At 51.5% G+C, this 13,196-nt stretch carries 13 protein-coding genes; 3 read left to right on the forward strand and 10 right to left on the reverse strand.

From position 1 onward, the window contains the following. The first annotated feature begins 264 nt into the window (after positions 1-264). The gene (locus tag LBO03_01470) at positions 265-654 is read left to right on the forward strand and encodes a hypothetical protein (GenBank protein MDR3348271.1); all 390 of its coding nucleotides are present in this window, start codon (positions 265-267) and stop codon (positions 652-654) included. 361 nt (positions 655-1,015) lie between these two features. Here the strand turns inward: LBO03_01470 and LBO03_01475 are convergent, their stop codons facing one another. Both LBO03_01475 and LBO03_01480 read right to left on the reverse strand, forming a co-directional pair. After that, a complete protein-coding gene (locus tag LBO03_01475) occupies positions 1,016-1,519 on the reverse strand; it encodes an ISAs1 family transposase (protein ID MDR3348272.1) in 504 nt (167 codons plus the stop codon). A gap of 425 nt (positions 1,520-1,944) precedes the next feature. Continuing rightward, entirely contained in the window at positions 1,945-3,153 is a 1,209-nt protein-coding gene (locus LBO03_01480) for an acetate kinase (GenBank protein ID MDR3348273.1), read from the reverse strand. Positions 3,154-3,267: 114 nt separating this feature from the next. Between LBO03_01480 and LBO03_01485 the strand changes: the two genes are divergently transcribed. Further along, the gene (locus LBO03_01485; protein ID MDR3348274.1) at positions 3,268-4,470 is read left to right on the forward strand and encodes a nucleotidyltransferase family protein; all 1,203 of its coding nucleotides are present in this window, start codon (positions 3,268-3,270) and stop codon (positions 4,468-4,470) included. Between the two features lie 22 nt (positions 4,471-4,492). Here LBO03_01485 and LBO03_01490 read toward each other — a convergent pair whose 3' ends face one another. From LBO03_01490 to rsmD, 3 genes are read right to left on the reverse strand one after another with little or no spacing between them, the layout of a single operon-like run. Continuing rightward, positions 4,493-5,020, reverse strand: coding sequence for a hypothetical protein (locus LBO03_01490; protein ID MDR3348275.1), 528 nt, complete (start codon positions 5,018-5,020; stop codon positions 4,493-4,495). A gap of 29 nt (positions 5,021-5,049) precedes the next feature. Beyond that, positions 5,050-5,556, reverse strand: coding sequence for a pantetheine-phosphate adenylyltransferase (gene coaD, locus LBO03_01495; GenBank protein MDR3348276.1), 507 nt, complete (start codon positions 5,554-5,556; stop codon positions 5,050-5,052). Beyond that, positions 5,525-6,124 (reverse strand): 16S rRNA (guanine(966)-N(2))-methyltransferase RsmD, encoded by a 600-nt coding sequence (rsmD, locus tag LBO03_01500; protein MDR3348277.1) that lies wholly within the window; start codon positions 6,122-6,124, stop codon positions 5,525-5,527. Before rsmD ends, coaD begins: the two co-directional genes overlap by 32 nt. A 120-nt stretch (positions 6,125-6,244) precedes the next feature. Here rsmD and LBO03_01505 point away from each other — a divergent pair, with 120 nt between their 5' ends. Beyond that, positions 6,245-7,873, forward strand: a complete 1,629-nt coding sequence (locus tag LBO03_01505; GenBank protein MDR3348278.1) for a DUF4127 family protein — start codon at positions 6,245-6,247, stop codon at positions 7,871-7,873. Positions 7,874-7,973: 100 nt separating this feature from the next. On the opposite strand, the gene LBO03_01510 is transcribed toward LBO03_01505, so the two are convergent. The 5 genes from LBO03_01510 to LBO03_01530 form a co-directional block, all read right to left on the reverse strand. Next, a complete protein-coding gene (locus LBO03_01510) occupies positions 7,974-8,774 on the reverse strand; it encodes a C40 family peptidase (GenBank protein MDR3348279.1) in 801 nt (266 codons plus the stop codon). A 107-nt stretch (positions 8,775-8,881) separates the two neighbouring features. Then, positions 8,882-10,060 carry an acetyl-CoA C-acetyltransferase gene (locus LBO03_01515; protein MDR3348280.1) on the reverse strand — a complete coding sequence of 393 codons (1,179 nt, stop codon included), beginning with the start codon at positions 10,058-10,060 and terminating at the stop codon, positions 8,882-8,884. Positions 10,061-10,152: 92 nt separating this feature from the next. Then, entirely contained in the window at positions 10,153-11,001 is an 849-nt protein-coding gene (locus LBO03_01520) for a 3-hydroxybutyryl-CoA dehydrogenase (GenBank protein MDR3348281.1), read from the reverse strand. Positions 11,002-11,113: 112 nt separating this feature from the next. Next, positions 11,114-12,256 (reverse strand): acyl-CoA dehydrogenase, encoded by a 1,143-nt coding sequence (locus LBO03_01525; protein MDR3348282.1) that lies wholly within the window; start codon positions 12,254-12,256, stop codon positions 11,114-11,116. A 122-nt stretch (positions 12,257-12,378) separates the two neighbouring features. Then, positions 12,379-13,146, reverse strand: a complete 768-nt coding sequence (locus tag LBO03_01530; GenBank protein ID MDR3348283.1) for a TSUP family transporter — start codon at positions 13,144-13,146, stop codon at positions 12,379-12,381. Between the last annotated feature and the right edge of the window lie 50 nt (positions 13,147-13,196).

Raw genomic sequence — 13,196 nt, forward strand, 5'->3', positions numbered from 1 at the left:
AATTGAATCCAATTGAAAACTTTTGGGCATGGCTAAAAGCTAAACTGCGCAGAACGCTCGCTAATTTTTCTTGTTTTGATGACGCTCTTTGCTACTGTTTTAAAAGTATTTGACTATAATCGCCAACTTCACGGGTATGTTCGATGAGGTCAATACCAAAGTCGGCGAAATCGCCGCGCAAGTCGGCAGTACGCCTGCAGACGGGAATGCGAGCGTATTTGCCCTTGTGCGAACCCTGTCCGAAGCGGAGAAAAAACCGCCGAAATTCGCTCATGGGCTACGGACTATCGGGGAGGCATTTTGATCTGCGCTTCACAGCGCGGCCCCAATTTGAGCGAACTTGAAAACAGGCTTTTCGCCATAAAGCCTTTCGCCGAGAAGCATCGCAAGGCGGCGGCCTATGAAGATGACTGGAAAATCGAGCCGAAAAAATACGCCTGGCTTTTCAAGGACGTTGTGCCTATTGAGCCGATACCCGTAAAAGGCAAATTGCACCTGTTTGAAGTGGCGCTTGACGATGGGCAAATAAGACAGATGTCCATAGACGAGTTCGATAATTACGCCTTCGCTCACGGTCTGCGCATAACCGAAGAAAAGTTGAGCAAACAACATATCGGAACTTCCCCGCGCAAGCGGGAAGCAGTTTCAAAATAAAGACAAAAGCAACGAGACAATTACGCATAAGGCTTGAAAAAGAGTGTTTAGGACAATGTCTGTCTCGGTAGATACGCAATGCGTTGAGTGCGATTTTGCGGATGATATTTAGAATCCGTTGTACGGTTTCATCCTGCCCCCGACAGGAATCCCCGCCAAAATGAACATCCGGCAGCCGATGCATGGATTCAACACTCCATTCGGCGCGGGCATGGCTCAAAAGTTCCCGCGCCGTCAGCGTCTTGCCGGATATGTAATAATGCCACTCTTTTGATGTTCCTGATTTGGCGGAGAATTGCGTATTGACCGCGCCGATACTGGGCAGACCCTCCAATTATTCTCCGGGTCGGCCCGGGTTGCCTCATCCGTTACAATCGCGGGCGCGTTTCTCAACGCGCCCGCGATTCTTTTCACAAACCGTTATGGATTTCATGGATTTTCTCAGTTGCTCATACTGAACGCAATCCTCTATGTCCCTTTTAAGGCGGGGCTGATTATCCTTTGCGCTTAACAGGCAGTCCGCTCCTTGCCCAACAATTGCTTTCGCGGTATCCTTTTGACAGTTCAACGCATCCGCGCCAACCATGCGCCCTTTCAGCCTCAGCATTTTGATCGGTCGCTGAACTGGCGGAATTTCGTTGCTTTTGCCTTCTGCCGCTTCCTGTCCAAGAGTTAGTCCCAGTTTCGCAATTTGCGCGCTAACGATATGCGCGGGTTTTCGTATCTCTCCACATTTGCCGTGGAACATATGGTCTTGCCATCGAAGGAAACGGCTAACCCTGCCGCTTTCTCCGGCAAAAGCGGCAGGACCCGTCTCGTAAAACATTCGCTCAGGGATTTTGGCTCCAACATCTTCGGCAAGCACGTTAACCAATAGCAGCCGGGCACGTGGCCAACGGAGAGCTTCCGGCGCGGCAATGCGGATGTTTTTTCTGGCTTGCCCATTCGTGTATTTGTTGCAAATTACGGGATCTGCGGAACGTCCCTGCGACTACGATAGTGCTTGCAGCCTCCGCGCCGCAAAAATACGGCTCGTATTCTTTGGTCAACTCTACCCATCAAATTATTCCGTTATCTTTAGCCCCCTTTCTTCTCTCATGTTCTCATTATGTCTTGTCTTCCCTGCTTTTTTGGAAAATTGACTTCCGTGCCTGACAACTGTCCGTGGCTACCAAGCCGGGAGATTTTCTCGTGCGGCAAGACGGCATCGCCGGCTTTCGCCAAGGCGGGCGCGGGCGGGAAAACATCCGCATAGTGCCGCAATCGGTTATCAGATGCTCCCTAAGTCCTTCAGCGTATGATCGGGCGGCAGATCGTTGCCGTGTCGCGGGCAATTACCAGTTCTTCGTTGGTCGGTATTACAAATATTTTTACCGGCGAGCGCCTCACGCTTATCTCCTGCGCTTTGCCGCGCATCTGGTTGCGTTCAGCGTCTATGCGGGTGCCCAGGTATTCAAAACCGTTACATATTTTATCGCGGATTGCCGGCGAATTTTCTCCGAGGCCGGCAGTGAACACTATGGCGTCAACCCCGCCCATGGCGGCAACGTAGCCGCCGATATATTTTTTCACTTTATAGGCGAAGATGTCGATCGCCAATTGCGAGCGTTCGTCGCCGTCGTGCGCCGCCGCCTCCAGATCGCGAAAATCGCTGGACATGCCCGATATGCCAAGTATGCCGGATTTACGGTTGAGATACTCATCAAGTTCCTGCGCGCTCATGTGCTCTTTTTCCATGATGAAGGGAAGGATCGCCGGATCCAATTCGCCGGAGCGCGTCCCCATAACCAATCCTTCGAGCGGCGTGAATCCCATGCTTGTATCAATTGATTTTCCATATTTAATTGCCGCTATGCTTGCGCCGTTGCCCAAATGGCAGGTAATTATGCGCAGGTCGCTCATGTGTTCGCCCATCATGCTGGCGGCGACTTGCGCCACATATTTATGCGACGTGCCGTGAAAGCCGTACCTTCTTATGCCGTATTTGAGATACAGTTCATAGGGAAGGCCGTAAATATAGGCTATTTTGGGCAAAGTCTGGTGAAACGCCGTGTCAAACACCGCCACCTGCGGCGTGTTGGCCATGAGCTTCATGCATGCTTTTATCCCGACAATATTGGGCGGGTTATGAAGGGGCGCCAATTCCGCACATTCTTCTATGCCTTTCAGCACATAATCGGTTATGAGCACGGAATCGACAAATTTCTCTCCCCCGTGCACAACCCTGTGCCCGATCGCGTCAATGTCCGACAGATCTTTTATAACGCCTTTTTGCGGATCCGTCAAGCTGTCAAGCGCCAGTTTTATAGCCTCTACATGGTCTTTAGCAACCACTTCGTCCACCAATGTATCGCCGCCGGCAGTATATTTCAAAACAGGCTCTTGCAGGCCGATTCTTTCCACAAGCCCTTTTGCCATGATTTTCTCTTCATTGATGTCTATAAGTTGATATTTTAAAGAAGAACTTCCGCAGTTTACCACCAAAATGTTCATCAAAATATCCCTCCCTTTAAAATCATGCCATGATGTATTATACTATAACAAGATGTGAAAATCTCCATGTTTTTTAAGCGGACAGCCAAAACGCCTGTCCATAGGGAAAAATGGGCAAATATGGATAAGATCGCCGGAATAACGGCCGAATACAATCCCTTTCACAATGGACACAAATGGCAGATTGGCGAAATACGATCCCGGTTGGGGCAAATCCCTATAATCGCCGTGATGAGCGGGCACTTCACGCAACGCGGGCAGCCGGCGTTTATGGACAAATGGCTGCGCGCCGAGGCGGCTGTCCGCGGCGGCGTGAATCTGGTAATAGAATTGCCTTTTCACCATGCCTGCAAAAGCGCGGAGTTTTTCGCGCGCGGCGGCACAGCCCTCTTAAACGCCACAGGGATTGTAACCGACGTTTGTTTTGGCGCGGAATGCGACGACATCAACCTTCTATCGGCCATAGCCGCCAAAAGCGTTCAAACGGATTTTACCTTTGCGCTTAAAATGACGCTGCGGGAAGGGCAGACATACGCCAAAGCAGTGGAAACGGCCGTCAGGCTGTTTTTCCCCGATGCTCCTTCCTCTGTTTACCAGCCTAACAGCATCCTGGCGATTGAATACATAAAGGCGCTGAACGCCCTCTCGTCCCCCATGCGACCGGTAGCCGTAAAACGGATGCCTGCGGGCTCGTGGCCTGATGGGGAAATATCCGATGCGCGCTCTGTCAGGGACGCGATAATTAAAAGCCGCTGCCCGGGCAGGGACATATTGAAAGCGCTGCCGCCCTATAGCGCCGAAATATTGCGTAACGCTTTTGGCAATGGCCGGCTTTTGCTTGATGACGGCGCATTGGAAAAGATCGCTTTTTACCGCTTGCGGCACCTGGCGGCGGCAAAGATGCGCAAAATAGCCGATTGCAGCGAGGGATTGGAAAATCGCATAAAAAAAGCCGCTTTGAGCGCAAATTCATTATCGGCCTTGATAGAGCGCGCCGCCAGCCGGCGCTATCCGCAAACCCGCATAATGAGGATCATCAGCCAATTGATAGTGTCAAACGACGAAAACCCGGCCGGGGCACGCGCGCCCTATCTGCGCGTATTGGCTTTTGACGGCCGCGGGCGCGGTTTAATAAAAAAAATACAGGCGGAAAGCCAATCGCCTGTTATAACAAATTTGCCGGATTTTTACAAGAAAAAAGCATCCGAACCGGCCATGCGCGGCATCGACGCCGATATAAAAGCGACGGATGTGTTTTATCTATTGTTAGGGGAAAACGCCGCCGGCCAAGATTTCAGGAAAAAACCGGTCTATGTCAGTTGAACGGCACTTCGCCTTCCGGCTGTTATGTTTCTCCGCGCGCTTTCTTGTTCAGGAATTCTTTGCTTTTTTGCACCGCTTCCGCCGTTTTGTCCAAAGTAGCTTCTATATACTCAAAAATCTCGCCTACATAGATATTAGTTTCCTCGTGCATCTTGTTCGCAAATTCCAGCGCTTCGTCCTGCAACTTTTGCGCGTACTCTTCGGTGTCGCTTCTGATCTTGAACGCTTCCTCGTTGGCGGCCCGCCTTATTTCTTCCGCGAATTCTTTCGCCTGCCTGACGATCTCTTCTTCGGAAATCATTTTCTCCGCAGTAAATTCCGCTTGTTTTATTATGCGCTGTTTTTCCTCCATCGCCTCGTTCCTGTGCCGCTCGCGGTCATTTAAAAGTTGCCGGGCCTGCTTTATTTCCACCGGTACCGCCGTCCTTATCGCATCCATTATCTGACCCAACCGTTCTGGATCAATAAGGTATTTATTAATCAGAGGAATCCTGAATGCGTCCATTATCAAGTTTTCCAAATCGTCCAACACGCGTTCCATTTCATTCATGTACGCAAGCCTCCTTGCATAGTAGCAATTTATTTCAACGCAGAAGCGAATTTCGCATTTTTGAATTTATCGTTTATGCTATCTTCCAAACAGGCCGGCACCAAATTTTTCACGGAACCGCCGAAAGCCAGTATTTCCCTGACGCCGGTTGAACTTAAAAATGAATACTCCGCCTTGGTCATGATAAATATCGTTTCGATATTGGGGTCAAGTTTTTTGATCATCAAAGCCCTTTGAAATTCATATTCAAAATCCGTAAGTGCCCGCAAGCCGCGCAAAATGGCGTTTGCCCCTTCGCGGCGGACATATTCGTGCAGCAAACCCGAAAAACTGTCGACCCGCACGTTCGCTATGTCCCTGGTACACTCCTTTAGCATTTCAACGCGCTCCTGCACCGAAAACATGGCTTTTCCCTTGATCGGGTTATGGAAAACGGCCACTATAATTTCGTCAACCATCACGGACGCCCGCAAAAATATATCAAGGTGGCCGTTCGTGACCGGATCAAAACTGCCCGGGCAGATTACTTTCCTCACATTTCCCTCCTGAAAGCGCGTCCCCGCAAATGAAAGCCGTCATCGTTTCGCCGTATTGTTCGTCGCGTTCAATATGTAGACCTGCCGGCGGAAAAAACTTTTCATGCCTTGAATATTCTATCACGATTATACCATCTTTGGCCAATATATTGTGTTTTTTTATTTTTTTTAATATTAGTTCCACCCAGCCCATTTCATAAGGTGGATCGCAAAAAATAAGATCAAAAAGCTTTTTTCCCCTGGCCAGAAATTCGATAGACTTGAGCGCGTCGCCGCGATATACTTTTACATAGCCGCCCGCTTTTGCCTTTTCGACGTTGCGGGCTATATACTTTATGCTGACCTCATTGCTGTCCACGCACAAGGCCGTGGACGCGCCGCGGCTGAACGCCTCCAGCGCGAGATTGCCGCTGCCGGAAAAAAGATCGAGCACCCGGGCTTCTTTTATTCTCGCCTCGCCTAAAATCGAAAACGCCGATTCTTTAACGCGGTCGGCGGTAGGCCGGACTTGCATCCCTTTGGGCGCAAACAGCTTCAGGCCCTTAATTTTGCCGGCAATAATGCGCATAGGAAAACTCCCCCCAAAATTACGCGCTCCCGCGCGCCTGAAAGTGGGCGCTACGCAACGGCAAGGAAATGCTTTATGTTAAATAAGAAAAGAATAATTCATACAAGCCTTATATTATTTATGATCATAGGTTTTTCTTTTAATTACGACAAAATGGTTTTTTATCTCCGGAAACCAAAAACGACGCCCGTAACCCTTGCCCCCCGCGCGATCGCCACAAGCGCCGCAATCTTATTGCCGCTTGACCAAAGGCCGCCCTGCTTGCAATTTGTCAAGCAACTTGGCTTGATAAACGGCATCTCTATCATTGTACCGCCCGCGGAGCTTCTTGGCAACTATAAAACGCCCGGCAATACCGCTGGACTGCGCAACTGGCTAACCTGGAGCACCGATGGAGCCGATGCCCTGATTGTCTCCATAGACATGCTTTTGCATGGCGGCCTGGTGGCCTCGCGCAGCCCGACGCGGGACGAAAACGCGGAAACGTCCGCTATGGGCTTGCTGCGCTCTTTAAAGCAAAGCAAAAACATTCCCCTCTACGCCTTTTCCATCATACCCCGTCTGCTGATCCCGGAAAACGACGCGACCAAACTTTGGCAATACCACATGATGATCTACGCAATCAAAAAAGATATGTACGACGCCTTCGGCCATGACACGGACTTTATCCGCATGGCCGACATGCTGTCCGTCCTGCCGCCAGAGTTAGTGGAAGATTTTAACCTCCGTTACAGCGCCAACGACAAATTCAACCAAGAACTCTGCCTGCTCGCCGCTTCCGGCGCCTTTGACCGGCTGATCGTCGGACAAGACGACGGGCAGCCGTTTGGCCGCCCTAATGCCAACAAACGCAAAACGGAAAGATACATCGGCAGCCTGAACATAGCGGACAAAGCATTCACCTCCTGCGGCGCGGACGAATTGGCCATGCTGGAATTGGCCGCTTACGCCAATGAGCGCCGGCGGTACACGCCAAAAATAAAAGTCATGTACTCAACGGAAACCGCCGCCAACATGGTCATGCCTTTCATGCCGGCGACCGTCCAAGAGACCGTACGGGAAAAAATCGCCGCCGTCGGCGCGCGGGCGGTTGAAGATGCCGGCAGCGCCGACATAATACTGTTTGTGCATTGCGGCGACGAGAAAACTTCCGCTTCCGACATTGCCCGCGCCGCCCGGCAGGTTCACGCGCTCGCCCAAAGCAAGCTGCTGGCGCTGGTGGATTTAAGCGTAAATTTCCAAAGGCGGGAGACTGTCATGTCCGCGCTTTTAGCGGAAAACATCCCGTTATCTTCCCTGTCCGCCTACGCCGGCTGGAATACCGCAGGCAACTCCATTGGCACGGCCTTGGCGCAAAGCGCGCTTTTTTCCGGCACGGTGAAAAGTTCCGCCGCGGAGCATCTTCCTTATGTTTATCATAAAAACTTTGAGTTTACGATCGCGCGCGTACTTGACGACTGGCTGTATCAAAAAGACGTCCAGGCAAAAACTGGCCTTTTATTGGACAAAGCCGGCCTTGGCCGCGCCATTGCCGAGAAAAAGGAACTGGTTCTGGGAAAAATAAAAGACCTGCTTGAATACAAGCAGGAAAGGATATTTTTGCGCAACATAGGGCTGCACCCTTTTTACAGCGACGATAAACGCCAATATTATATAGTTTCTTTGGAAACAAAAGTAGATCTTCCTTGGAGCCGGCTCTTTGAAATAAGCCTGACGCTGAAAACAGAGACAGGGGAAAGCGCTAAATAACGGCATCGCAGAATGTTTATTTTTCCCTCGCGCGCGGCCGGCTATGCCCGAACTTTCAAAATCGCCGTCCGCCGCGGACCGGGAATTAAACGGGCGGCGATCATTCCAATAACCGGGGCGGCAAACGGCGCGCCCCCAAATAACGTTCCACGTAATAAGCTTTTTGCATGGACGTTATCGTAATCTGGCCGGCGGCGGAGCTGGCGTGGATGAAATTTCCGTCGCCCATGTATATGCCGACATGTGAAGGCCCCGGCTCATAGGTGCTGAAAAAAACCAAATCGCCCGCTTGGACATTGGCCCTCTCCACAGGCACGCCGACATGGAACTGGCCGTCGGCCATTCGCGGCATAGCCACTCCATACTGTCCAAACAAATAGTAGATAAAACCCGAGCAGTCAAAGCCGGCAGGAGTAACGCCGCCCCATACATAAGGCGCGCCCAAAAAACTGCTGGCGTGCACGACTATCTTGCTGTAGCCGCGCGAACTGCCCCTCGCCACATCCTCCGGCGGCGGACTTTTGATTTGTGCGTCAGGCAGGTTCAAGGTTCTTATCGTATCGGCGCCGACGATGCCGTCAGCCGTCAAGCCGTTGACCGTCTGGAACATAAAGACTGCGTTTAGAGTTGCGCTGCCGAAAATGCCGTCAATCGCTCCCCGGTAATAGCCCGCTTCTTGCAGCCTCTTTTGCAGCGCTTCCACCGGCTCGCCGCGCATGCCAAACTTCAACGCCGCCCCCGAATGCCGCAAGGCAACCCGCCCTTTGGCCTTATCCGTTATATTGGGGCCGTCCGGGCGAACATCCTGCGCAAGAGCTGGCCCTTCCGCAACGACCGGTTCCTTCTTTTTCGCGGCAAAAACAAAATCGTTGCCGGCTGCCAACAAAAAAGCAAAAGTCAAAAAACATGCCGCCCAAAGACATTTCCGTCGCATCAGTGTATCAGCCCTTTCAATTTTGTGCCGTCCCCCGGTTAAAACGCTGCCCCGGCGCATTTTGCGATTTATCGCTACAACAATTCCACGACTGCGGCAATGCCCTGGCCGCCGCCAATGCAAAGAGTCGCCAGGCCTTTTGCCGCTTTTTTCTTTTTCATGGCGTACAAAAGCGTAACCAAGATACGCGCGCCCGAAGCGCCGATAGGATGTCCCAGCGCTATGGCGCCGCCGTTGACGTTGACCTTCTCGGGCGGAAACCCAAGCTCGCGCCCGACCGCAACCCATTGCGCGGCAAAGGCTTCGTTGGCTTCTATCAGGTCAATGTCGGAAATTTTCAGCCCCGCTTTAGCCAAGGCCTTTTTGGTAGCCGAAACCGGGCCTATGCCCATTATGGAAGGATCTACGCCCGCGCTGGCGTAAGACAGTATTTTGGCTAACGGTTTTGCGCCCAATTCTTCGGCCCTTTGGTCGGACATCAGCACAAACGCCGCGGCGCCGTCATTAATTCCCGATGCGTTGCCGGCGGTTACCGTGCCGTCTTTTTTGAAAGCGGCCTTTAGTTTGCTAAGGCCGGCCATATCGACGCCGGCTTTAGGGTATTCGTCCACGGCGAAAGTTACGTCGCCTTTTTTGCCCCGCACGGTTACCGGGACAATCTCTTCAACGAACGCGCCCGCCGCAATCGCGCTCACGGCTTTTTCCTGCGACTTGAAACTTGCTTCGTCCTGGTCGAATCTGGTAACGCCGAATTTTTCCGCAACGTTTTCTGCGGTAATGCCCATGTGATAGTCGTTGAAAGAATCCCACAAACCGTCCTTGATCATGGTATCGACGATTTTACCGTCGCCCATGCGATAGCCCCAGCGTGCCTTGTCGATGGCGTATGGCGCGCAGCTCATGTTCTCCATGCCGCCAGCTACCACCACTTCGGCGTCGCCGGCGATTATCGCCTGGCAAGCCAATGTTACCGCTTTCAACCCGGACCCGCACACCTTGTTGACCGTGAAGCTTGACGTTTCAACCGGCAATCCGGCTTTTACCGCCGCCTGGCGGGCAGTATTTTGTCCCTGCGCCGCTTGCAGGACATGTCCCATTATTACCTCATCGACCGTTTTCGGGGCAATCGCCGCCCTTTTTATCGCTTCCCTGATCACGATCGAGCCAAGCTCAACGGCCGTTACATTGGCTAAAGCCCCGTTAAAGTTCCCGATCGGGGTCCTTGTCGCGGAAACTATCACTGCTTGTCGCATTTTATCACCTCATAAATTATTATTCCCGCTCAATGCGCAAAATGATTTGCGCCAAATTTGCGGATTGCCCTTAGGCCGGTTTTCAATGCCGGTCAGTATTGGAAAAACCCCTTCCCGCTTTTGCGGCCGAGTTTGCCGGCCGCTACCATGCGTTTGAGAAGAAGCGCCGGGCGATATTTAGGGTCTTGAAATTCATTGTACAGTACCTGCATGATCGCCAGCACCGTGTCATTGCCGATAAGGTCGCTAAGCGCCAAAGGGCCCATTGGGTGATTGGCGCCGGCGGACATGGCCTTGTCTATAGATTCCGCGTTTGTTATTCCTTCCTGCAAAACTAAAACGGCCTCATTGATCATCGGAATAAGCAATCTGTTGACAACAAAGCCCGGCGAATCAATATTTACCCTGACTACCGTCTTCCCGAGTTTTTCGCCTAACGCCCGGCAAGCTCCACAGGTTTCTTCCGATGTATACAAGCCGGGTATAATTTCCAGCAGTTTCATAACCGGGACCGGATTGAAAAAGTGCATGCCGGTTACTTTTTCCGGCCGCTTCGTGGCGGAAGCGATCTTGGTTATGGAAATGGACGATGTGTTGCTGGCCAAAATGGCGCTTTCGGCACAAAGTTCATCAAGCTTTTTAAAAAGTCCGATTTTCAGATCGACGTCTTCCGTCGCGGCTTCTATCACAAGATCGACGTCCGCGGCCGCCGCCTCAAGGCTATCGCAGACAGTAAGGCTGTTGAGCCAGCCGTTTATTTGCGCATCGTCCGCTTTGCCTTTTTCTTTTAATTTAGCGAAAGCCTTTCCTATTTTAGGCTTTAGCGCGGCAAGCGGCGCCGCTGCCACGTCGTAAGCGTTGACCTGGTACCCTCCTTGCAAAGCGGCTTGAATGATGCCGCCGCCCATTTGCCCTGTTCCGGCAACTAAAATTTTTTTCAAAACTTTCCCCTCCTCAAACAATGCAAAATATAAACCAAAGCGCCGCCTTGAACCGAACTTTCTTTAGCGAGAGCGGCAGCTTCCGCTAAAGCGCGCCGGGCACGGCAAAATTTTATTTGCAGCTTAAAAGCGCGCTTGATATGACCATGCGCTGCACCTGATTGGTACCCTCGTATATTTGGGTTATCTTGGCGTTTCTCATCAGGCGCTCCACCGGATATTCACGGCTGTATCCGTAGCCGCCGTAAATCTGCACCGCTTCGGTTGCGACGGACATGGCGGCGTCAGAGGCGAAAAGTTTGGCCATAGCAGCCTCTTTGCTGAAAGGCAGCCCTTTGTCCTTTTTAGCGGCCGCGTTATAGACAAGCCACCTCGCCGCCTCAACTTGGGTAGCCATGTCGGCGAGCGTAAAGGCGATGGCTTGGTTGCTGGCAATAGGTTTGCCAAACTGTATGCGCTCTTTTGAATATTTAACGGCGTGGTCAAGCGCTCCCTGCGCGATGCCCAGCGCCTGGGCGGCAACGCCGATGCGGCCTCCGTCCAGCGTGGACATGGCTATCTTGAACCCTTCGCCTTCTTTGCCCAACAAGTTGCTTTCCGGGATTTCCAAATCCTCAAAAACAAGTTCGCAAGTAATGGAAGTGTGTATACCCATCTTTTCTTCTTTTTTGCCGAATGTAAAGCCGGGTGTGCCTTTTTCGACAATAAAGGCGGATATGCCCCTTACACCTTTGGTTTTGTCGGTCATAGCGAAAATAACGTATACATCCGCTTCCGAACCGTTTGTTATGAACATTTTGCTACCGTTTATGACGTATTTGTCGCCTTTTTTCACCGCGACAGTCTTTTGCGCCGACGCGTCCGTGCCGGCATCCGGCTCCGTCAAAGCGAAGGCGCCCAGCTTGCTGCCTTCGCACAGGGGCGGCAGGAATTTTTCTTTTTGCTCTTTGGTGCCGTAGGCAAAAATAGGCCACGAGCAAAGCGACACATGCACCGACAAAGTGATGCCCATGCCGTCGTCGTACTTGGACACTTCCTCTACCGCCATGATGTAACTTAAAGTGTCGCCGTCCAAACCATTATAATCTTCCGGGAAACAAATCGCCGTTAAGCCGAGTTTCCCCATTTCCTCAAAGATGGCGCGGGAAAACTCCTCCTTTGCGTCCCTTGCGGCTACGGTTGGCGCAAGATACTTTTCGCCGAATTCCCTGGCCGTTTTTTTTGCGTCAAGCTGATCCTGGGTAAATGCAAACATTTTTTAACTCCTCCGCATTCAATAAAAAATAAAAAACATGAGATTTATTTATAGGTTTTCACACATAATATTATATTTCAAAACATTGCAAACAACAATAAGTACAACAGATTAATTTTTTTTCATTTCCCCCACATTTCCCAGATCTGTTTGCCAATAAGCAGCACCGTGATAAACACAAAAAGCGGGCGCACATAAGCCGCTCCCTTGTGAATGGCCATGCGTGCGCCGACGAACGATCCCAAAACCATCGAAATCCCTACCGGCAAGGCGTAAAAGTAATTTGCAAGCCCCAAAAAAGAAAAAGATATGGCGGCCGCCATGTTGCTGGCGAAGTTTAGCACTCGCGCGTTGGCGGCCGCGCCAACAAAATCAAAGCCCAGGCAGAGAAAGAAAAACAGCAGGAAAGAACCTGTGCCCGGCCCAAAAAATCCATCATAAAATCCGAGGGCAAAAACGGCCGCGGCCGTTAAAAATGCCCTTTTCCCTTTCATGCCGGCGTAAGATGCCCGGGCGCCCCAATTCTTCCTGGTAACGCTGTAGATTGTAACTATGACAAGCATGGCTACCACAAGCGGGCGCAAAAATTCAGAAGAGATCAGGTGTACGGTATAAACGCCAAAGACCGACCCAATAAACGCGGTCGGGAAAAGGCAGCGCAATATTTCAGGATCGGTTTTCCCGGAATGCCAAAAAGTCGCCGCGCCGGCGAAAGCGCCCATAACCGCCGCCAGTTTGTTTGTTCCCAATACCGCTACCGGTTCAAGGCCGGTCAGCATGAAAGCGGGCACCATAATCAATCCGCCGCCGCCTACGGCCGAATCAATGACGGACGCGACAAACCCGGCGAAAACAAGAAATATCAACAGCCACAGATCAACATTTGCCATAATCGCCGCTTTCAAAACGTATTAATGCACCTTTTAATAACTTTTTGCGG

The sequence above is a fragment of the Acidaminococcales bacterium genome (assembly GCA_031290885.1).
Lineage (GTDB): Bacteria > Bacillota > Negativicutes > Acidaminococcales > JAISLQ01 > JAISLQ01.

Excerpts from the sequence above, each read along its gene's own strand:
- LBO03_01485 (MDR3348274.1), top strand. The coding sequence starts at position 3,268 with ATGGATAAGATCGCCGGAATAACGGCCGAATACAATCCCTTTCACAAT.
- LBO03_01490 (MDR3348275.1), bottom strand. The coding sequence starts at position 5,020 with ATGAATGAAATGGAACGCGTGTTGGACGATTTGGAAAACTTGATAATG.
- rsmD (MDR3348277.1), bottom strand. The coding sequence starts at position 6,124 with ATGCGCATTATTGCCGGCAAAATTAAGGGCCTGAAGCTGTTTGCGCCC.
- LBO03_01505 (MDR3348278.1), top strand. The coding sequence starts at position 6,245 with ATGATCATAGGTTTTTCTTTTAATTACGACAAAATGGTTTTTTATCTC.
- LBO03_01515 (MDR3348280.1), bottom strand. The coding sequence starts at position 10,060 with ATGCGACAAGCAGTGATAGTTTCCGCGACAAGGACCCCGATCGGGAAC.
- LBO03_01525 (MDR3348282.1), bottom strand. The coding sequence starts at position 12,256 with ATGTTTGCATTTACCCAGGATCAGCTTGACGCAAAAAAAACGGCCAGG.
- LBO03_01530 (MDR3348283.1), bottom strand. The coding sequence starts at position 13,146 with ATGGCAAATGTTGATCTGTGGCTGTTGATATTTCTTGTTTTCGCCGGG.